Annotated in this window: 21 protein-coding genes; 12 read left to right on the top strand and 9 right to left on the bottom strand. The window is 31.7% G+C overall.

What is annotated here, in order from left to right; all coding sequences use genetic code 11:
• Window positions 1-84: 84 nt before the first annotated feature.
• The 9 genes from ACUUYC_RS09145 (at window position 85) to ACUUYC_RS09105 (ending at window position 8645) form a co-directional block, all read left to right on the top strand.
• On the top strand, window positions 85-2598 hold the full coding sequence (locus ACUUYC_RS09145; RefSeq protein WP_474265406.1) for a hypothetical protein: 2514 nt from the start codon (window positions 85-87) through the stop codon (window positions 2596-2598).
• Between the two features lie 5 nt (window positions 2599-2603).
• Window positions 2604-3440, top strand: a complete 837-nt coding sequence (locus ACUUYC_RS09140; protein ID WP_474265405.1) for a hypothetical protein — start codon at window positions 2604-2606, stop codon at window positions 3438-3440.
• Window positions 3441-3485: 45 nt separating this feature from the next.
• A complete protein-coding gene (locus ACUUYC_RS09135; RefSeq protein ID WP_474265404.1) occupies window positions 3486-4409 on the top strand; it encodes a hypothetical protein in 924 nt (307 codons plus the stop codon).
• Complete coding sequence (locus ACUUYC_RS09130) at window positions 4399-5751, top strand: ATP-binding protein (protein ID WP_474265403.1); 1353 nt, start codon at window positions 4399-4401, stop codon at window positions 5749-5751. Before ACUUYC_RS09135 ends, ACUUYC_RS09130 begins: the two co-directional genes overlap by 11 nt.
• 4 nt (window positions 5752-5755) lie before the next feature.
• A complete protein-coding gene (locus ACUUYC_RS09125) occupies window positions 5756-6283 on the top strand; it encodes a hypothetical protein (RefSeq protein ID WP_474265402.1) in 528 nt (175 codons plus the stop codon).
• 17 nt (window positions 6284-6300) lie between these two features.
• On the top strand, window positions 6301-7023 hold the full coding sequence (locus ACUUYC_RS09120) for an eCIS core domain-containing protein (RefSeq protein WP_474265401.1): 723 nt from the start codon (window positions 6301-6303) through the stop codon (window positions 7021-7023).
• A 26-nt stretch (window positions 7024-7049) separates the two neighbouring features.
• Window positions 7050-7484: a hypothetical protein gene (locus tag ACUUYC_RS09115; protein ID WP_474265400.1), complete on the top strand. Its 435-nt coding sequence runs from the start codon at window positions 7050-7052 to the stop codon at window positions 7482-7484.
• A gap of 122 nt (window positions 7485-7606) precedes the next feature.
• Window positions 7607-7774: a hypothetical protein gene (locus ACUUYC_RS09110; protein WP_474265399.1), complete on the top strand. Its 168-nt coding sequence runs from the start codon at window positions 7607-7609 to the stop codon at window positions 7772-7774.
• 34 nt (window positions 7775-7808) lie between these two features.
• On the top strand, window positions 7809-8645 hold the full coding sequence (locus ACUUYC_RS09105) for a DMT family transporter (RefSeq protein ID WP_474265398.1): 837 nt from the start codon (window positions 7809-7811) through the stop codon (window positions 8643-8645).
• 79 nt (window positions 8646-8724) lie between these two features.
• On the opposite strand, the gene ACUUYC_RS09100 is transcribed toward ACUUYC_RS09105, so the two are convergent.
• The 4 genes from ACUUYC_RS09100 to ACUUYC_RS09085 all read right to left on the bottom strand — a co-directional run bounded on the left by ACUUYC_RS09100 (window position 8725) and on the right by ACUUYC_RS09085 (window position 11892).
• A complete protein-coding gene (locus ACUUYC_RS09100; RefSeq protein WP_474265397.1) occupies window positions 8725-9300 on the bottom strand; it encodes a DUF2911 domain-containing protein in 576 nt (191 codons plus the stop codon).
• 2 nt (window positions 9301-9302) lie between these two features.
• Window positions 9303-10109: a DUF6503 family protein gene (locus tag ACUUYC_RS09095; protein WP_474265396.1), complete on the bottom strand. Its 807-nt coding sequence runs from the start codon at window positions 10107-10109 to the stop codon at window positions 9303-9305.
• Window positions 10110-10186: 77 nt separating this feature from the next.
• Window positions 10187-10786 (bottom strand): class I SAM-dependent methyltransferase, encoded by a 600-nt coding sequence (locus tag ACUUYC_RS09090; RefSeq protein WP_474265395.1) that lies wholly within the window; start codon window positions 10784-10786, stop codon window positions 10187-10189.
• A 197-nt stretch (window positions 10787-10983) separates the two neighbouring features.
• A complete protein-coding gene (locus ACUUYC_RS09085) occupies window positions 10984-11892 on the bottom strand; it encodes a hypothetical protein (RefSeq protein ID WP_474265394.1) in 909 nt (302 codons plus the stop codon).
• A 188-nt stretch (window positions 11893-12080) separates the two neighbouring features.
• Here ACUUYC_RS09085 and ACUUYC_RS09080 point away from each other — a divergent pair, with 188 nt between their 5' ends.
• Genes ACUUYC_RS09080 through ACUUYC_RS09070 form a run of 3 tightly spaced genes read left to right on the top strand, consistent with a single transcriptional unit; the run spans window position 12081 to window position 15915 of the window.
• Complete coding sequence (locus ACUUYC_RS09080; protein WP_474265393.1) at window positions 12081-12590, top strand: RNA polymerase sigma factor; 510 nt, start codon at window positions 12081-12083, stop codon at window positions 12588-12590.
• 49 nt (window positions 12591-12639) lie between these two features.
• Window positions 12640-13551 (top strand): FecR family protein, encoded by a 912-nt coding sequence (locus tag ACUUYC_RS09075; RefSeq protein ID WP_474265392.1) that lies wholly within the window; start codon window positions 12640-12642, stop codon window positions 13549-13551.
• Window positions 13552-15915 (top strand): TonB-dependent receptor plug domain-containing protein, encoded by a 2364-nt coding sequence (locus ACUUYC_RS09070; RefSeq protein WP_474265391.1) that lies wholly within the window; start codon window positions 13552-13554, stop codon window positions 15913-15915.
• A 9-nt stretch (window positions 15916-15924) separates the two neighbouring features.
• On the opposite strand, the gene ACUUYC_RS09065 is transcribed toward ACUUYC_RS09070, so the two are convergent.
• The 5 genes from ACUUYC_RS09065 to ACUUYC_RS09045 form a co-directional block, all read right to left on the bottom strand.
• Entirely contained in the window at window positions 15925-16749 is an 825-nt protein-coding gene (locus ACUUYC_RS09065) for a tetratricopeptide repeat protein (protein ID WP_474265389.1), read from the bottom strand.
• Window positions 16746-17264: a hypothetical protein gene (locus ACUUYC_RS09060; protein ID WP_474265388.1), complete on the bottom strand. Its 519-nt coding sequence runs from the start codon at window positions 17262-17264 to the stop codon at window positions 16746-16748. The genes ACUUYC_RS09065 and ACUUYC_RS09060 overlap by 4 nt, the downstream gene beginning before the upstream one ends.
• Window positions 17265-17294: 30 nt before the next feature.
• Window positions 17295-18437, bottom strand: coding sequence for a hypothetical protein (locus ACUUYC_RS09055; protein WP_474265387.1), 1143 nt, complete (start codon window positions 18435-18437; stop codon window positions 17295-17297).
• A 122-nt stretch (window positions 18438-18559) separates the two neighbouring features.
• The gene (locus ACUUYC_RS09050; RefSeq protein ID WP_474265386.1) at window positions 18560-18742 is read right to left on the bottom strand and encodes a hypothetical protein; all 183 of its coding nucleotides are present in this window, start codon (window positions 18740-18742) and stop codon (window positions 18560-18562) included.
• Between the two features lie 107 nt (window positions 18743-18849).
• The gene (locus ACUUYC_RS09045; protein WP_474265385.1) at window positions 18850-19983 is read right to left on the bottom strand and encodes a hypothetical protein; all 1134 of its coding nucleotides are present in this window, start codon (window positions 19981-19983) and stop codon (window positions 18850-18852) included.
• Window positions 19984-20441: the final 458 nt, after the last annotated feature.

The following is a 20441-nucleotide window of genomic DNA, read 5'->3' as shown; positions in this document are numbered from 1 at the left end:
AACTGCCAGAAACACAAATATTGAGTACACAAAACAACCTGTAACAAGGTGATAATTTATTAATAAACCAAAAAAATAAAATTTATGAATTCTTACAATGAAAATCTACATTCGAGTGTCGTTTCGTCATTGAACGCACAAGAATTAGAGTTACAAAAGCTAAAATCGCAAGTGGATGCGTCCACCTTTTCGATGTATTATGCGCAAGGTGCCCGAATTACGGCAGCTGAAAAATTAGAGATGACAAATAGCAAGTATTTATTTCAACAAAAAGTAAATAATGAAGTTGTTGGAGATAGTGACTTGTCTACAAATGTGCTGACTTCTGCTACAAACGTAAAAACGTATGTTGGAAAATCTGTAACCAATACGTCCGTTGCTGCTGCAAATGTCCAAATTGCTACAAATGCTATTGTAAAGTTAGCAAGTGATACTGGAAGTATTTTCAGTATTGTAAATGCCGCAGATTTTGGTACGGACATTTACCGCCAGGCAAAACAGGCAAAGGAATTGATGGACACAACTGCTTTCTTAAGTGAAAAAACTTCACAAGATAGTATGGAAGCTTCCTCATATGTTGCTCAAATATCGGCAACAACTTTGGCTGACAAAGCAACCGTAGCTGATACTTCTATAAAAGATTTACTTGGTGTTGTATCTGCTCAACTTGATGGTACGACAACTGAATTATCTACAGAGACAGCAAATTTAACCGCTGCAAATACAGAGGAAAAGAAAACTGAAGGAAACCTAGAAGATGTAAATGCTTTATATCACGCATCAGAGACAGCATATACATTAACAAATAAACGACTCAACCTTGGTTTAACAGTACTTACGGAAGATGAAGAAGAAGAGAAAGCAATAGGTGACGAAACCAACTACGAAGTAAAATTCACTAAATATGATGCGCCTTTTAAAGATTTAATTACAGAGAAAATTCTAGGTGATACAGGAGGAACTAAAGATAAAAAACAATACAATCCTGTAGAAAACTACTATATCATGTTGGCAAAAAACAGCAAGCAAGATACGTTTTCAATATCTGAAGCAGAAGGATTGGTTGCTAAAGATGATGAAAATCAATTTATTAAAATTCCACAAAATGAATTTGATCCAATAAATTCTAGCAGAGAAATAACCAGACAGATATTTACTTCTGAATTGAAAGATACAGATAATGATAAGATGAGTTTAGGTGCTGAATATGTTATATTCATCTATGCAGAATTAAGAATCAACTACAAGAAAATTATAAATACGTTTGACAATTACTTGTCTGCTGCTTCTGCAAATTTCATACTTACTAATCAATTAAATAGTGCTGCAACTGATTCTATACTTGTAACACCTGTTGGGACAATTATTGGCATACCGATGACAACTGAAGTAGATTCAAGTTCTGAAACTAAGCCAGAGCCAATTCCACAAGTTTTAAACTTCAAAGTTTGGGAAAATATTAATTATGCTGTAGCATACAGATGTATGTTTCTTCCACATAATAAAAACCTAATAAACAAACTGTTAACTGTTGAGGGACTTGCATCAATTGAAACAGAAGCTGAAGGTTTAGAAAAAATTGCAGACAAGTACGATCCAAAAATTGCAGACTTAAAAACAGATATAACGACGCTTCAATCAGAAAAAACAGGAATTGATTCGCAAATTAAAACTGATAAAGCTGCGCTCAAAGCTAATAAAGCACAACAAAAGAAAAAGTCGACTACTCCAGAAATGTTAGTTGAGTTGAAAGAAGAAGAAACAAAACTTAACGCGAGCATTCTTTCTTTAGAAGAAAAAGAAGAAAAGAACAATCAACAACTTACTGTTTCCAATACAAAACTAAAAGCTCTTGAAGCTAAAAGGTCACAAGCTATTAGTGATCTTGAAAAGAATAAAACTCACGTAAAACCAGGTTTCTATTTTGATGTGTTAACTGCTGAGCAAGTTCCGGCAGGAAGTTATACAGTAGCAGACGATACAAAAGACTCTTTCTTGAAAACAATTACAACGGATATTGTGACTTTACTAAATGATGTTGAAAATTTAGAAATTGATTTTGATGTCTTAGCTGTTCATATGGAAGCGCTAAGAGGTAATTATATTCAATTAATAGCAGCTATTGAAAATGGAGATGATTTTGAGAAAATCATTGAAGATGTTGTGGAATTTCATAACGGTATTATAAAAATACTTGATGATTTAGAAATCATCAACGAAGATGTCAAAAAATTAGTAGCTGATTTGAAAAAATTAATTTCTGATTTTATGATTGCATTGGTAAGAAGTTTTGAAAATCTTGAACAACTTCAAGCATTCTTAGCAGATATTAATACACTTATAGAAGGGTATAACTACATTGCTAATAGATACATCTGTTATGAAAAAGAAATGACCATTCAGCCAGAAACTACAGACAATTTTGGAAACAGATTAATTCACAAAAACACGTACATACCAGCAGTATTATCTATTACAGATAATGATTCTGTGGAAGAAAACAAACAATTTTCAAATGCGTTGTCTGATTTCCAACAAACGGCGAACTTTACGTATCAAGCAACCAACACAAACTACTTTATTAACTATAAAAACTAACGATCATGAGCGATACTATGACAATGAAATACACCAAATATGGAGTTACTGAGCGTAAAAAACAAGAACTTGATGACTTAACACAACAAGTACTAAATGCGCAAGGTACAGTAGAACAACTTGAAGCTATTGTAACTTCGTTAACAACAAAATCAAATAAGTTATTAGGAGATTTAACAATAGCTGAAACAAACAAAGCAAAAGCGCTAAGCAATAAAGATTTGTTAAATGAAGTATTAGAAAACTTGTTATCATTAGTAAACAATTCTAATGTTACTTTTACAGAAACCGTTTTAGCCGAATCAAAAATTAAAACGGTAGCAACTGAAATCAGTGACCTTATTGGAAAATTGATCTTCTCAGCCGAAATCATCAATAAATTAGGAAACTTAGTCGTTCGAAAAAAAGCGTCAAATCCATTAATTTCGGATGAATTAGTTACAATGGTTGCTACTGCAGGAACTGATGCAAACAATGCCGTTGCATTAACGCTAGTTGCATTAGAATCTGTATTTGCTTCACAAGCAACTACCAAAGATTCCGAAGCTGCTATAACATTAGAATTATTACAAGCTGAAAAACTATATGATTCTGCTACAGGAGAAGATACACATGAAGAAGTTACAAGTGATCTTCAATTATCGCAAGCTACTAGCATAACTGGGTTGCTAAACAAAGCATATGTGATAAATAAAAACATGTATGACCAAGCACTAGCAGCTAGTGATGATACTATAAAACAACTCAATAGCGCAAAAAGAGAATTAAATGTAGCAGAAGTGAATCTAAGCTCATTACAAGCTGGACTTGCCGCAGCAAATGCCGCAGCACTAGCGTCATAAATTTATGTATCTTATGTCATCTAATTAACTTAAAACAAAACAATTATGGATAATGTATTTAAAAAATTCTATAGAAATTTTTATACCAAAACTAATGGATTTATACCAACAAAACCTATAAATCAATTAGTATATCCAGGTGATTTTTTTCAGATAAAAAATGGAGAAATGATTGTTTTAGGGAATATATTCAAAAACAACATCGTCAATGTAGAAGATGTTGTTTTTGAAAATGGCATAAAACTAAATGCCGCAAATTGGGACTTTAGTGATGGTGTTTCAAAATCGTATTCAAGTAGAGATAGCGGACATAATCCAATTGAAGGAAATTTTGAATTTTGCAGACAACTACTCAAATTTAATGGATTTGGAAGTTTCTTTTTTAAAAGTAATACTCCCGAATCTGTAAAGTTTGCCAATTGGAGCGATTTTAAGCAAGAACTTATTATCAAAATGACACAAACGTTCTATTCATTCCGAGAAGTATACATTGTTACTGAAACGGCTACTACCGAACATTGGACACTTGCTATTTCTGGTTCTAAAAAAGCAGACTTAGAAATCGCAACCGAATCTGAAAATTTTGGCTTAGTTGATATTTTTGGTGATGTCAATTCAAAAACCATACAATCTAAAAATATTGAGTTTTATCATAGAGAAGACAAAAGAAAACCTTCCTTTTTCAAAGCAAAAAAACTGGTAGTACAACCTGAAAAGCTAGAAGTTTTTATCAGTCAGTTAATTTATGAACGCACACAGTTTACACCTTGGGCAGCTAACTTTTATCAATATAATTTTGATCATTCTGAAACTTTATTTTCAGCTCCAGTAATGAAAAATTCGGAAGCAAGTGTATTAGATATGTTACAAGCTAATCAACTCAATCCAAACACAGCATTACAATATTTTTCATGGTCTGATGCGAGTTTAGATGATGTTGAAAAACTATTTATTAGCTATGGAAACTAATGAAAACATCATTTTTCTTCATCAAGAAATTGATTGGTTACAAAACGTAATCAATCAAGTAATTGGTAATTATTTACAACATGAAGGTGTTGATGCACATTGGACAACACTGCCAATTCCAGACATTGACGAATTAAATACACCTTACACAAACTGTATACGCGATTGGAATTTAACCACTCAAGAACGATTGGCACTCGCACTGGCAATAACGCCACATGTTCGCCCAGAAGTATTAGATATTTTCTTTGGTCAAAACAAAATATATAATCGTGGATTTACAGAATTTGGCGGTATTATTGACAAAGGTCATAGTGGTTTTTTGCCTACAGGACAAACACTATTATTTTTAATTGCTGCGCTCAATCCTGAATGGCATGTGGATGTTCTTTCACTTTTCAATAATGATCATATTTTTCAAAAAGAGCAAGTATTAGATGTAGAAACCACCGAAAGTTATTTGCCAAAACTCAATGGAATTCTAACTATAAATGAAAGATGGTTGCATTATTTCCTAACAGGAGAAAAAAAAGATTTGCAGCATAGTGTTACGTTTCCGGCTCAAAAGATAACAACCAATTTAGATTGGGAAGATGTCGTTTTGAATCCTTCTGTGATGGATCAAATTTCGGAATTGCAAACTTGGTTAACGCACAAAGATACTCTCATGAAAGATTGGGGACTTTCCAAACGTTTAAAACCTGGTTACAGAGCCTTATTTTATGGTCCGCCAGGCACTGGAAAAACCTTAACAGTTTCGTTATTAGGTAAAAATTTAGAAATGGATGTGTATCGTGTAGATCTTTCCATGATTGTATCCAAATACATAGGTGAAACCGAAAAAAACCTATCACGCATATTTGACAGTGCTGCACATCAAAACTGGATTCTATTTTTTGATGAAGCAGATGCATTATTTGGAAAACGTACACAAGCAAATTCATCTAATGACAGACATGCCAATCAGCAAACATCCTATTTATTACAACGTATAGAGGACTTTCCAGGATTTATTATTCTGGCTTCAAACCTAAAAGCAAACATGGATGAAGCGTTTTCAAGAAGGTTTCAATCTACCATTAGTTTCCAAATTCCGTCAGCAAAAGAACGCTTAATACTTTGGCGAAAAGCATTTTCTAATACGTGTGTATTATGTACTAAAATAGATTTACAAAAAGTTGCAGAAATGTATGAACTAGCTGGTGGATCGATTATTAATGTACTTCGTTACTGTGCATTAGCGGCAATTCAAAGAAATGATACAGTTGTAACTCAACAAGAACTGTTAGAAGGAATTCGAAGAGAATTTAAAAAAATGAACAAAACTATATCATTATTGTAATTATATGATGAAACTAGAGTCACAAGTAGATACAGGAGAATTTGCTAACATATTTGTTATGAATGCTTGGAGTGTAGACATTCCTGAAATAGCACGAAATACGATTGTGAGCAATGCGCTAAATCATTGTGTTATAAATAACGATTTTTTTATAATAGGATATTTGCTAATGAATAGATGTTTATTCTTAATAGGGTATAGCACGCATTTGCATATTGAAAAAGCATTGGAGAAATTTTACCTCCAAGTTGCTCTTGAAATTAAAAAATATCACAGTGAACAATATAAATTTTACCAACAACAAAATGTACCCTTTTTGAAAACTGGTTCATATGAACATCTCTTCATTAAATATAAATTTGAAGATTACTATATCAAAAATCTTATCATGGGAAGAGAAGTAGAAATTCCCTATTACGATCCACGATTAGCTCGATTAAAGGATTACATTCAAGATTACAACTATTGTTCTGCCTTAGACTATTCTGGTGGAAAAAGTCCTGTTTTTGTAGCTGTTAAAAGAAAAAACTAACGAATATCTTACCCGTTATGTATCAAAAAAAAGCAAAAAAGATCGTACAACAAAAAAGTGTTGCAAACACTCTTGCGGATCAAAAAAGTGAGGTAATTGCTTTAAAAGACAATCGTAAATCATCTGTTATACAACAGAAACAGATAAATCAACTACAACGTAAAAAAACTATTCAAAAAAAGAAAAATAACACAGGTTTACCGGATAATTTAAAATCAGGTATGGAAAGTATTTCTGGGCATACATTAGATGATGTAAAAGTACATTACAATTCACCCAAACCCGCACAATTGAACGCGCATGCATATGCGCAAGGCACAAATATCCATGTGGCTTCAGGACAAGAAAAGCATTTACCACATGAAGCGTGGCATGTTGTACAACAAAAACAAGGACGTGTAAGACCAACGATTAAAAAAAATGGTGTTGCTATTAATGACAATGTAGGTTTGGAAAAAGAAGCTGATGTTATGGGCGCAAAAGCGTTGCAACGGAAAGTAGTTTCTAACGAAACTACACAGCTACAAGAAGTAGCTCAACTGGGAAGAAACGGAAAAACGGCTTCTGGTACAGGAATGGCACGTAGAGATCCTGGTCATGGAAATCCACAAAGTAAACAACATGCTGATGAACTAGCAAAAAAAGATGGAAAACGAGAAGCTAAAAGGAAACAAGAACGAATACGTTTACAGGAAAAAAGAGAAGCAGAAGCAGCGGCTAAAGCCGCTAAAAAGAAATAACTACAACAACGTTTAAAAATACAAAGATGCAAACACAACTTCAAAAAAATAAAGTACAAACAAAAACTGCTGCTACAGTTCAGAAAAAAAGTGCTGAAAATAAAGGTTTTAGTTTACAAGACAATCGAGCTACTTCAAAAGCTGCACAATTAATAGAAAAATCGCATGAAGACTCTAATAGTGCAGATACGACACAACTTCAAGAAGTAGCACAATTAGGTAAAAAAAAGCACCCAAAAAAAGCTTCAGGTAGCGGAATGGCACGTAAAGATCCTGGGCATGGAAATGTAAAAAGCAAACAGCATGCTAAAAAAAGAGCTAAAAAAGATGGAAAACGTGCAGCAAAAAGAAAAGAAGAAATATTGCGATTACAACAAAAAAGAGAAGATGACGAAAGACGTAGAAATGGTGGTGGACCACCAGGAGGAGCCGGAGGAGCTGGTGGTGGAATAGCTGTTTAATAATAAAAATATAACTAACTACTAAAGCCTATCATAATGCAAGCAACAAGTATATCGGACCATGAAAGTGATTTTTTAAAACAGGAAGAGATTCCGCTGGAAAAGTATTCGACTTAACAGAAATGTCAGTTCCGATTAAAGGAACAAATGAAGTGATGGAATATGTAAACTGTAGACAAAAAAATGGAGATACCTCATTTTATTATGAAGAAAAAAACACCAAAACTCAAATTGTATTACATTTTACAGCAGATTTTAAAAAAACGATCACTTTTTATACATTGATTTAGCATACTTTTGCATCTATTCTTAAAGAAAAAAGTCATGCTCAAAAAGGCAATTCAATTCATGGTTATTAGCGCATTAGCGTTTGCTTTTTTGAATGCAATTGTGAAGTATTTAGGTGATTTTAATGCATATCAAATTGTATTTTTTAGATCAATTGGAACTTTGGTTTTTACAATTCCTTTTTTACTAAGACATAAAATTTCCATCTATGGAAATAAAAGAACATTACTGATTTTACGTGGAATTTTTGGCGTGACATCTATGTCACTATTTTTTATGTCATTGAAATATTTACCAATGGGATCAGCGGTTTCATTACGCTACATCTCTCCTATTTTTGCCGCTATTTTTGCAGTATTCATTCTTAAAGAAAAAATTAAAAACATTCAGTGGTTATTTTTCCTCATTGCGTTTTGTGGCGTCTTAGTCTTAAAAGGGTTTGACACACAAATTGGCACAACAGGTTTGTTACTTGCGGTTATTTCAGCATTTTTTAGCGGATTGGTTTTTATTATGATTCGAAAAATTGGTTCGCGTGATCATCCTGTAGTTGTAGTTAATTATTTTATGATGGTTGCCGTATTGGTTGGTGGAATTTTATGCATTCCCTATTGGAAAACACCAATTGGTTGGGAATGGGCGTTGTTACTTAGTTTGGGGATTTTTGGATACGTAGGACAATTATATATGACAAAAGCATTGCAACTTGCCGAAACCAACAAAGCTGCACCTTTAAAATATATAGAAGTCATTTTTACCATGTTGATCGGACTGAGTTGGTTCAACGAATCATACACACTTTGGAGCCTATTAGGAATTATTTTAATTGTCATTGGTTTGACGTTGAATACCTATACGAAAACTTCAAAATAACTTCTTTATCAAACATAAAAAAGCACTCACAAATTCATGCAAGTGCTTTTTAATTCATTCGAAAATTTAAACTATATAATTACTTTAAAGTAATTGGAAATTCGGCAACTGTTTTGTCCCATCCAATTTTTAAGTGTACTACATTTTTACTTTTTTCATATAAAACAACTGATAATTGCTCTAATTCTTTTTTGCTTTCTTGAGTTGGAACTGTAATACTTGCAACATCTTTTGAAGCGTCATATGAGTAATTTCCCCAACCGTCATTTTCAGAATTTATTTTTAAAGTCCAAGAATCTTTATTTGGGATAATAATTACTGAGTAACGACCAGCTTTTACTTTCGCATCACCTACCATAACATCTGTCATAAATAAGACTTCCGTAGATTCGTTAGCGCCAACTCTCCAAGCTTTTCCAAATTTTAATAAGCTTCCAAAGACTTCTCTTCCTTTTTTGAAAGGACGTGCATATATAACTCTAATTTTTGGTGCCAATGCTGCTTTTTGAGCATCCGATTTTGCGAAAGCTCTTTTGGCTGCATTTGTTGGATAATGTGCAATATCTGTTGGGCTTTTATCTACTTTGGGGAAATCTTGTGCATTTACTGTACTTACTGCTGCGAAAAACGCAAGCATCATAATGATTTTTTTCATGTCTAGTTTTTTAAATTAATTATTTTCTGGGTTTCTATTTTTGATAGTTCTTTTAATTCGTCTTTTTCATACAAAGCAGGCAAATCTTTCAATGCTGTGCCAACTGGTGCTTTGTAATTTATATAATCTTGAAATGTAATTCCGTCAACTACTCTTGTATTGTATGCGCTTCTAAAACGAACGCCACCACCATTCACTTGATAGTTATACGCTAAATAATCGATCTTTTTTGTCGCTTGATTGATCCAATAATGGTATTCATCATCAAAGTCTTCACCGCCACCTTCTTGGTTAAACGTCACTTTCAAAACATCATACTTTTTACCTTTAATGGTCGTTTCTTCAACAAAAGATTTGTTTACGGCTGCATCATTTAATTTGTGTGGAAGTGTTGCAAAATAGATTACAGAATTTACAGATCCTGTAGCGCCTGCTATTTTCTTTTCGGAAAGTTCAACAGGTTTAGTATTGATAGTTCTTGAAAATTTTCCATTGTCTAAAATGTCACGTGTAGTTTTGCCATCTTTTGTACTTTCAACTTCATACACATATGCATTTCCATCATTCTTGAAGCGATATTTTTTATCACGAAATACAAATTCATAATTCGCTTGATCATATAATTCTCCACCATGTGCTTTCATAGTTTCCTGCAAAACTTGCGTTGCTTTGTCTACAGTTTTTGGAGTTGTTTTTTGAGTAGTTTCTGCAACAACTGTTGTTGTATCAGAAGTAGATTTTTCTTTAGACTCACATGATAGCAAACTGATAATCAATATAAAAGCTAAAAATAATTGTGTAGGTTTCATTAAAATGGTTTAGGTCTTCAAATTTAATTCTACTATTTGTCGTATTAATTACAAGTCCTTTCTAACTTTAACAGAATTTAACTTTTCATAAAAATTCCAAATAATTCGCTTCCAGCTCGTGGTTGAATAGAATTGTATGCTTTTTCAAATGTTTTTACGGTAAAATACGGTTCAAAATAGCTTAGATATTCTTGTTTATCTCCACCAAATGGACGTTTTTCTATATCATCTGTTAATGGAAAATTAAACCATAAACCAACCAATTTACCATTCGCGTTAAGCAATTCCGACATGTGTTTTGCATATTTTTTTCGAGTTTCAGGCAATGGTGGAAATGAACAGAAAAATGTTTGTTCTAAAATTAAATCATAGGTTTTGTTGTGTGTAAAAAAGTCATCACACAGTAAGTTTTCAGAAGGAAATTCAGGATTTCGTTGTTTGAATTCCTGCAAAGGAAATTCAGAAATATCTAAGATATATACATTCGTAAAGCCTTGTTTAATTAGATATTCAGCTTCATATGCATTTCCTGCACCTGGAATTAAAATTCTTAGATTCTTATCAGACAATTGATCAATATATTCTTTTATTGGTGTAGATGGTGAACCAATATCCCAACCTGTGCGTTCTTCTTTGTAACGTTGTGACCAATATTCTTTTGTAGCGTCCGAATTCATAAACCAATTTTAAATGTAAAGTTCCGAAAAGAATTTCACTTATGGCAAGCACTTATTATTTTTAGCAGAAATATTTCAATCTTAGAAATAGTAAAAACCCTTGCTTCAAAATTGAAACAAGGGTTTTCGTGAGTAATTAAAAATTGTCTATTATATTGACGTTTTCTCGTATTAACTAAACTAAACCAATCTTTATATTAATTACATGCGTCAAATGCCGCATCAAGTTCATCGTCACTATTAATAGTTGCTTGTGTACCATCTGCATATTCAATGTTCATTGGATATGTAATTGTAAAGAATGTATCATTCCCTAAACCATCTAGGTATGTAAAAAATTCATCATCATCATTTACTGTAGTAACGTTTCCACTATCGTCAACCAAAGTAATTGGGAAAACAATTTCAAAACAGTTTGATCCACAATCGTCACAAGGATCAATATCATAACAATCATTGTATAAAGCATCAAAACCTGCATTATCATTAATTGTTACAACTCCGCTTGCTGTTGTTACTGATATAGGGAATACAAAACCAACTGCATCAGGAACTGAATATAACTCTAATTCGTCATTTACTACAACTGTATTTCCATCAATTGTTTCTACAGTTATCGGGAAATTGAATGTAAAACATTCGTCTCCAACAACTACATCTCCAATACAATCTTCAATTAAAGCAATGAATCCCATGTGGTCAGCTACGGTCACAGTAATACCATCTGCCAAAGTAACTGTTACAGGAAAAACAAAGTCAATAATTGGTGGTTCGTTTCCACCACCTGATGGGTTTCCTCCTACACTTTGCATATATGCATCTAATTCGTCTTCATTATTGATTACAGTTTGTGTTTGCCCATCTGTTAATGTGTATGGGAAATCTATTGTAAAACAATCTCCGTTACTATCTTCGTTATTTTCAAAAACATCTTCTGCCTGATTTGTAGAAGCAGCATTTCTAGCATATGCTGTTAAGCTTGTTTTTAATGCAACATTCATTTCTGTACTTTCCTCTTCTGGTATTACATCTGTATTATCATTACTACAGGAAAATAAGCAAAAAGTTGCTATAAGAATGAATGAGAATCTTAATAAATTTTTCATAGGTATTTAATTTTGATTTCGTTTTTTCGTGGTTTCAAATTATAGACAACTATATAAATTTCTACCCTACCTTTGTGAAAATATTTTTTTCAAAAACATCACAAAAAACTGTTTTACAACAAGTTAAATGTTAATAAATTTTTACATACATTTGAAATCAACGAATTTATCTAATAAACTTCAACATATTGAAACCCGAAAAGTCAATTTGTGAGTCCAAAAATTTTGATGCGCTCTTTAAGCTTCATTCAAGAACCTTGCGTAACTATATTTTTTATAAATGTGGTGATGCAAACTTAGCTGAAGACTTGGTTCAGGAAGCTTATATAAAGCTCTGGAATAATTGTAAAAAAGTTCCGTTTGCAAATGCATTATTCTTTTTAAAAAGAGTTGCCAATAATGCTTTTTTAAATGTTGTAAAACATCAGAAAGTAGTATTAGAGCATGAAAAAATTCCAACTTCTGAAGTTACTATTGAAGATCCAGAATTTGTATTGGAAGAGAAAGAGTTCATGCAAAAATTAGAGAATGCAATTGCCAATTTATCAGAAAAACAACGTGAAGTTTTTTTATTGAATAGAATTGATAAGAAAACATATGCTGAGATTGCCGTTTTTTTAGATATTTCACAAAAAGCAGTTGAAAAGCGAATGCGGAATGCATTAAAAAAATTACGTGTAGAAATTGATAATATCTAAAAGGTAGGGTAAATAAAAAGTTAGTTGTCTATAATATAAGTGAGACGTCATGAATACTGAAGAAAATAACGAAACGGATATCGCAAAATGGCTTAGTGGAGACTTAACTCCTGAAGAAAAGTTCGCTTTTGAGCAAACTGAAGATTTCAAAGCCTATACAAAGATTATCAACGCAACGGAGAAACTACGAGATCCTGCGTATGATGAAAATGCTGTTTTGTCAAAAATTAAACAAAAAATTGCCCCACAGCCCAAAGTCCGAAAACTTAATCTACGCTATGTGTATTCTGGAGTTGCAGCTTCATTGGTACTGCTTTTTGGATTGTACTTTTTCCTGAATAATTCAACAAAATTAATTACAACAGATTTTGGACAACAGTTCGCAGTTACACTTCCTGACGGTTCAGAAGTAACATTAAATTCAAAATCAACGCTAGATTACGATAAATCCAATTTTGAAAATGAACGAATACTTCATTTAGATGGAGAAGCTTATTTTAAAGTAACGAAAGGTTCATCGTTTAAAGTGATTACAAATGAAGGAACTATAGAAGTTTTAGGAACCGAATTTAACGTTGACACCAACGAAGATTTCTTTGAAGTTCATTGCTATTCTGGGAAAGTGAAAGTGACAAATGATCAAAAAGTAGAACGTATTTTGACAAAAGGAAAAGCAGTTCAAACTTATGAAGACACTGTAACTGATTCGAGTTTTGATCCTGCTACAACATTCTGGATTTCTGGAACGCATACATTTTCAAATACGCCTTTTTTACAAGTTATTGATGCTTTAGAAAATCATTATCAAATTACCATAGAAAACTCAGAAATGTATGAAGATGAACAATTTACTGGGCGTTTTTCAAATACGAATCTCAAATTGGCATTACAAACAGTTTTTGAAGCCATGAATATTGATTACACACAAAAAGATAACACCGTTACGCTCTCGAAAAAGTAGATGAAAAAAGCATATTTGGTATATATTTTTCTTTTATGCTTGCATGTAGTGCATTCACAAGAACACAAAACAAGTTCTACTGAAAATTCTCCGCTTGAAACTGTACTTTCTGATATTGAAAAAAAGTTCAATATTAGTATTTCTTATAATTCTAAAATTGTTAAAGGAAAAACAGTTTTTATCCCAAATACAACTGTTGAGCTTTCTAAAATTTTTGAGTTAATTACACAGCAAACAAGTTTGTATTTTAAAAAACTTTCGGCAAAAACCTATATTTTAAAGAAGTCACGTTCCAAAAATAAGATCGTTAAAAAAGAGCCAATCGATTTAGACAAAGTTATTATTTCCAACTACCTAACTACTGGATTTACCAAAAATATAGATGGCGCTATTGAAGCAATTCCAAAAGATTTTCAAACTTTTCCTGGTTTTGTTGAACCTGATGTTTTACAGAGTATTCAATTAATTCCTGGCATACAAAGTCCCGATGAAACCTCGACAGGATTAAATATTAGAGGTGGAACGCCTGATCAGAATTTGATTCTTTGGGACAATATTAAAATGTATCAATACGATCATTTTTTTGGGATGATTTCTTCCTTTAATCCGTACTTAATTGAGAATGTAAAAATTTATAAAAATGCTGCTTCTGCACGTTATGGGAATCATTTATCAGGTGTAATTGATATTGAATCATCTTCTAAAATTCCAGCAAAAACGACAATTGGATTGGGCGCAAATATGATTTATGCTGATGCTTTTGTAAAATTACCAATCAACGATAATGTTGCAGTAATTACATCTTTACGACGTTCCTATTCGGACCTTTTTGAAACAGTTACTTTTGATGAGTTTTCAGAGCAAATTTTTCAAAACACGAAGATTACAGATACGAACGGAACTTTTAATGATGTACTTTCTCAAACGAATAATACATTTTATTTTATAGATTTCACAGCAAAAGTAATTGCCAAACTCAACGAAAATAGCGCGCTTACGGTAAGTTCTATTTTTTCTAAAAACGAACTCGATTTTGAATCAAAGTTTGATGAAATTAATCAACGAACAAAAGACGATTTATTTATTAATAATAGTGGAATTGGTATTTCGTGGGAAAATGATTGGAGTAAAAAACTGAGCACAGAAGTAAATGTAACAGCTTCCCATTACGATTTTGAGTATAAAGGACAAGAATTGCTTTCTAACTTGTTTGATTATGAAACCGTAAAGAAAAACGCTGTGTCTGACATAGGCGCACATTTTCAAGCAAATTATACCTTAAATAAAAAACATCGTTTTACTGGCGGTTACGAACTATCTGTCAATGAATTAGATTATACAATTGGAAAGCAATCTGATGTGATTTTTGATCCCGATTTTTTAATTACTTCTGAAAACTCTAAGAATACCATACATGCAATTTTTGGCGAACATCGTTTCAAATTTAATAATTGGAGTATTCAAACAGGAATTCGTGGAAACTATGCTACAACCATAAATGAATTCTTTTTTGAACCAAGAATTTATATTTCTAAGAAGTTTACTAAACAATTTAATATATCGTTTTCAGCAGAACGACAACATCAATTTATTAGTCAGATTATAGAGTTTGAAACACAGAATTTTGGTTTAGAAAATCAGGTTTGGGTTTCGGCAAACGACAAAGATATTCCAGTATTGCGAAGTGAACAGGTGAGTCTTGGCGGTAATTTTCAAAAAAATAATTGGAATATTGATGTTGAAGCATATTTTAAAAAAATCAACAATTTAACATCACTTACTAGAGGTTTTGACATAGATACACGTTCACTTTCTATTGGAAAAAGTACGATTACTGGATTGGATGTATTGGTTAAAAAACGGTATCATAATTTTTCAAGTTTAGTGAGTTATGCTCTAACCCAAAATGAATTTGAATTTGATAATTTAAACAATACAGAAGCATTCTCAGGAAATTTTGATATTCGTCATTATGTAACGTTGATTCAATCTGCAAAATTTGACAATTTAGAGTTGTCGCTTGGTTGGCGTTACCGAACTTCGCGTCCGTATACACTTGCCAATGGTTTGGAAGGCGATACTGCTGATACTATTACGATTGAATATGGTGAACTCAATGGCGAACGCTTGAATCCGTATCATCGTTTGGATTTTTCGGCAACGTATGAATTTAAACCTTTACAAAAGAAAGACATCAAAGCTACTTTAGGCTTTTCGTTGTTGAATATCTACAATCAAAAAAATATTTTAAATAGAAACTACCGCGTAATTCTGAATACACAGAATGCCGAATTTCAATTGCGTACTATTGATAAGATTTCATTAGGAAGAACGCCAAATTTTATGGTTCGATTGGAGTTTTAGTATCTAAAATTACGATTTACCCGAAAGCGCTTCAATTTCTTTGATAACGTCCAAATAGTAAACTTTATAGCATAAGTATCCGTTACGAATGTGATAACTATCTACGAATTTTTCTTTTGCTTTTTCAAACTGAATTTTAGCTTCTTCAGGTTTGTTAAGTGCTTTGTTTGCTAATCCAATATAATAGTATGTATCTGGAAAATCTTCTGTGATTTTTAGCTGGTTTTCAAAAGCTTTTAATGCTTTTTCATATTGCTTATTTTTCACATATAGCATTCCTAATACGTGATAGTCTGTTAACCCAAAATCATCTTCTCGTTTGTAACTTTTAAGACAGTTTTCAAGCGTTTCAATTCCTTTTTCAAGCTTTCCAAGTTTTGCATATGCCATACCAAGCAAAATTCGCATGTCTTTATCACCGCCAGGACTCAGCTCATAAATAAAAGCATTTGGCAATTTGTAATAGCGTTCTAAGTCTTCAATACATCGTTTGTAATTTCTATTTTGAAAATGCCAATATGCACGATACGTTAAATGAAATCTGGGTTCTAACTCAACAGCTTTGTCGAGCAATTGTAAACCTTCTAGTATAAATCCTCTTTTAAAGTACGGAACCGATTTTTCCATATATGCCCAAGCATAATTTGGATTTAGTTTTATAATAGAATCAAACATTAATTGCGACGCTTTGCTTCCTTGTTTTAATTCTTTTCCTTTATAGGCAAGTTCACAAGCTTTGCGCTCATTGCTACCTTCTGGATATAGTAAACAATTTCCTTGACTGTATACAAAAGCCGAAAAACATAAGAATATGATAAATGTTATTTTTTTCATGATGGTACTATGTTTCCGTTTTTAACTTTTATAATCAGGAACGTATATCCATCATGACTTTCGCCTTTGTATATAGGATGATTCCAATATTCTAAACTTTTTACTTTAGCAATAACTTCTTTTTCTAAAGCAGATGAGCATGTCGTTTCCTTAAAATTTTCATCTACAATTTGCCAACGAAATCGACCAGATTTATTTTCACAATTAACTGCGAAACGAACAAAGAAATACCCTGTAAAAGATTCAAATTCAGATTGCTTTTTATAGATTTCTATCAATTCTTTTTCCATTGCTGGCGTGCCACCTGTATATGATATTCGCCCTCGATGATGCAATACATTTGTGGTATCGCAAAACTTGAAATTTACATCATCTAACTTTGCATCAAATGGTGTATCACCTATATGTTCCATGTAAGTAGGTGTTACTTCTTTTTCGCTTTCTTTTTGTGTATTACAACTGATAGTGAGCAATAATAGTGTTGCAAAGTATATGTAGGTTTGTATTTTTTTCATGTATTTATAATTGGGTCTTTTGAGCAGAATTTACGAATTTCTCATCAAAAAGTCTGAATATTCCATTCGATAGAAAAAACCTGTAAAATCGAATTCTGATAATACTTCTGAGTATGTGTTTTTAATGGTTTTTGCATTCGTTGTCATGAAGTTATAAATTTTCACTCCATCTTCAGCAAATACAGATTCTAATCCACCAAAATGTGTTATCATCGCTTCCATTTTTTTGATATCTACTTCATACTTTTTTAGATATAACGCCAATCTAGCTTTTGCATCGCGTTGTTGCACATCCGTAAATGTGGTAGATTTTACACAACTTTCTAAACATATCATTGCAGATACATTCATAAATAAGTTATTAAAAAGTGTGTATATATTTCTACGATCTTCTTCACCTTCTATAATTTCAGACGTTCGAGTACGATGATCAACTTTGAACATTTCTTGTTGATTGTGAAATAACGACGTGTGCATTATTTTTCCGGTAAGATTGCCCAATTCATTTATAAAATATATTTCATCTTCTTTTTCTTTTCCACCAGAAATGGTAAGAAATGCACATCCATTGGCATTTATAGAAGCAAATGACCTGCTAAATCTATCTTTTAATTGATAAAGCACACATTTTTTTAAACACATTTGAATCAACGAAAAATATTCAGGAATGCTGTTTTTTAATTGTGTTACAGCATTTGTTAATGATGCTATATTTTGATTAAATAAAGCTTCATTCATGATCAATTCTTCATCCTTTATAGGATCATTCATAGAAACAATCCCTAAAATGTTTCTTAGTAATGGTACTCTATATTTTACTACTTCAATTGTTGTATCTGGAATAAAGTGTAAATTTTCAAATGGTGTTGTTTCTCCTTTTTTGACGTAACCAATTGTTGGTATGTATCCAATTCCTTCACTATTGCAAACAGTGTCTACATTGAGTTGTTTTTTTTCGGTAAGATATCCTTGCATTAACTCAAGCAACATTCCATCAGGAAAAACCTTTCCCGTTTGCGCTCTATTAAAATATGCCATTAATAATGGTTCTATAAAAATTTGATCATCTTCTAAATTCAATTTTGTCAAAATAGAAGCATCTTCTTTATAGATTAATATTCTAATAACATCAGCAAGTTCATTCTGTTTTTTTGGAATTAATGTGTTGAGCATATCTTATTTTTTACGCATTAAGAACAATAATTTTGTAAAAGAGATAAGCAGAGATTGTACATCCCTAAGTATGTTGTAAATCTCTGCTTAACATTGTTTATTTATTAGTTAACTAAAATATTTTAGTTACTACTTCTAGTATCTAATGGACTAGCTGGTGAAGCTGTTGCTGAATGTAAGTGACAGTTATCTGTATGGCACTCATTGAATGGTCTAGCGATACCACCTGCGATAGTGTTTAATAAATCTTCAGATACTATTGAATCTGCTTTTTTTGCTAACTCTGCGAATGATAATTTACTCATAATTAAAATAATTTAAAGGTTGTTTTACTTACTCTATTAAGGCTTTTCAGTTTTCGCCTATTTGTGCGCACAAATGTTTTTCAAATCAATAGCTTGATTTATATATGTTAAGAATTCAAGTCTAAAAATAGCTTGAAATTAAAGTTGTATTCTTGATTAGAGAAGTCATACGTATCAATTATACTTCCCCATTTTTTATTGATTCCGTGAAATTTATTTCTGATAGAATTGACAACATCTAATCCTTTTTGGGTCAACATGTTTTCCATTCCATCATAATGCTTTATTACTATGTCTAATATCTGTAAATCGATATTGCATTTTCGTTGGTAAAATGCAATTCTTGCCAATGCTTCTTTGTAGTGATTTCCTTCAAAAGCATTTCCATCAATACATTCATCTAAACAGTAGAATGTTGTATAGTATGTATATAGTGCATGAATTAAAATATTCACTGTTCTATGATCTGGACTTCCTAAAATTTCTTCTACAGATTGTGAAGCATCTATTTTGTAAAATGTTTCTTTTTTAAACATCAAATTATTCATAATAACATGCCCTGTTTGATGTGCTATATCATCTATAAAAAATATTTCGTTATAACCTTCTTGATACACATTAAAAAAGGCTAAGCCAAGTGCATTTCCACTTGCAAACGAATTTGAATTGTTTGGATCAGTTTTGAACAGATAAATATATTCACAACATTGATCGATGAGTTTATATTGATCTGGTACATGCTTACGAATTAAATCCATTGCATTGTTGAGTTGATCAATACGATCTGTATATAATTTTTCATCCCATAATTGATCTTCTACTGGAGTTTCCAAGATTACTTTTAAGAATGGCGTTGGGCATCTTAAAATTTTCACCGAAGAATCTTTTACTTTAACTGTTGGTGCAAAAGGTTTGTCTTCTCCTTTTTTGAAATATCCTATTGTTGGCACATACGCAATTCCTTCATCATTGTATAGATGATTTAATTTTGGCGTTTGTTTTTCAACATAATACCCTTGCATAAATTCTTCTAGTAATGCTTTTTCTTCTTCGTCCGTAAATGTTTTAATTACTTTATGTCGAAAGAATGAAAATAGTAATGGACTACAGAAAGTTTCATCAGCATCAAAGTCTATTTTTTCTAAAATATGTGGAGCTTCTTTATAAAGTAAAATCTTTACCGTGTTAATCTTTTCATTGATATCTGAAATTATCGAATCTTTTTCTAGCAACTCCGCCATACGAATTAGTATTAGTTTTTGTTCATACTATATTACTAACAATAACAAGAAAATCCTACATTTATTTTAGCAATAATGCCAATATTTGAAGTATTAGTTAATTTTTTAAAAAAATAATCGATTTCAAATATTGAGTGAAAAGAACAAAAAACAATCAAAAAGTATTGATTTTCATGCAAAAAGCGTCTTTTTTTGAATATTTTAAATAATTACATTTGTAAGAAATAACTTTTGAAATTTTGTGATTTTTTTATGAAATAAGCGCGAAAAAATAAAGAACCATCTCGCTATTTAATAGTGAAAATACTATTAAATAAGTAGTAATTATACTATAATCTTACAAACTAAATTCTAGTGAAGTGAAAAAAGGGAATAAATATGTCGTAAAAAATTATGTTTCCTTACAGGTAAAACACTTTTTTTACTTTTATTTTTCAAAACTATAATTTCAGAATTCG

Source organism: Kordia sp. E, assembly GCF_056033805.1.
This window is presented reverse-complemented; position numbering and strand designations above follow the sequence as displayed.

Coding starts and splice junctions, on each gene's coding strand:
- ACUUYC_RS09130 (WP_474265403.1), top strand. CDS start 4,399: ATGGAAACTAATGAAAACATCATTTTTCTTCATCAAGAAATTGATTGG.
- ACUUYC_RS09085 (WP_474265394.1), bottom strand. CDS start 11,892: ATGAAAAATTTATTAAGATTCTCATTCATTCTTATAGCAACTTTTTGC.
- ACUUYC_RS09100 (WP_474265397.1), bottom strand. CDS start 9,300: ATGAAAAAAATCATTATGATGCTTGCGTTTTTCGCAGCAGTAAGTACA.
- ACUUYC_RS09120 (WP_474265401.1), top strand. CDS start 6,301: ATGTATCAAAAAAAAGCAAAAAAGATCGTACAACAAAAAAGTGTTGCA.
- ACUUYC_RS09045 (WP_474265385.1), bottom strand. CDS start 19,983: ATGGCGGAGTTGCTAGAAAAAGATTCGATAATTTCAGATATCAATGAA.
- ACUUYC_RS09060 (WP_474265388.1), bottom strand. CDS start 17,264: ATGAAAAAAATACAAACCTACATATACTTTGCAACACTATTATTGCTC.
- ACUUYC_RS09075 (WP_474265392.1), top strand. CDS start 12,640: ATGAATACTGAAGAAAATAACGAAACGGATATCGCAAAATGGCTTAGT.
- ACUUYC_RS09135 (WP_474265404.1), top strand. CDS start 3,486: ATGGATAATGTATTTAAAAAATTCTATAGAAATTTTTATACCAAAACT.
- ACUUYC_RS09145 (WP_474265406.1), top strand. CDS start 85: ATGAATTCTTACAATGAAAATCTACATTCGAGTGTCGTTTCGTCATTG.
- ACUUYC_RS09070 (WP_474265391.1), top strand. CDS start 13,552: ATGAAAAAAGCATATTTGGTATATATTTTTCTTTTATGCTTGCATGTA.
- ACUUYC_RS09090 (WP_474265395.1), bottom strand. CDS start 10,786: ATGAATTCGGACGCTACAAAAGAATATTGGTCACAACGTTACAAAGAA.
- ACUUYC_RS09095 (WP_474265396.1), bottom strand. CDS start 10,109: ATGAAACCTACACAATTATTTTTAGCTTTTATATTGATTATCAGTTTG.
- ACUUYC_RS09140 (WP_474265405.1), top strand. CDS start 2,604: ATGAGCGATACTATGACAATGAAATACACCAAATATGGAGTTACTGAG.
- ACUUYC_RS09065 (WP_474265389.1), bottom strand. CDS start 16,749: ATGAAAAAAATAACATTTATCATATTCTTATGTTTTTCGGCTTTTGTA.
- ACUUYC_RS09110 (WP_474265399.1), top strand. CDS start 7,607: ATGTCAGTTCCGATTAAAGGAACAAATGAAGTGATGGAATATGTAAAC.
- ACUUYC_RS09105 (WP_474265398.1), top strand. CDS start 7,809: ATGCTCAAAAAGGCAATTCAATTCATGGTTATTAGCGCATTAGCGTTT.
- ACUUYC_RS09125 (WP_474265402.1), top strand. CDS start 5,756: ATGATGAAACTAGAGTCACAAGTAGATACAGGAGAATTTGCTAACATA.
- ACUUYC_RS09050 (WP_474265386.1), bottom strand. CDS start 18,742: ATGAGTAAATTATCATTCGCAGAGTTAGCAAAAAAAGCAGATTCAATA.
- ACUUYC_RS09055 (WP_474265387.1), bottom strand. CDS start 18,437: ATGCTCAACACATTAATTCCAAAAAAACAGAATGAACTTGCTGATGTT.
- ACUUYC_RS09115 (WP_474265400.1), top strand. CDS start 7,050: ATGCAAACACAACTTCAAAAAAATAAAGTACAAACAAAAACTGCTGCT.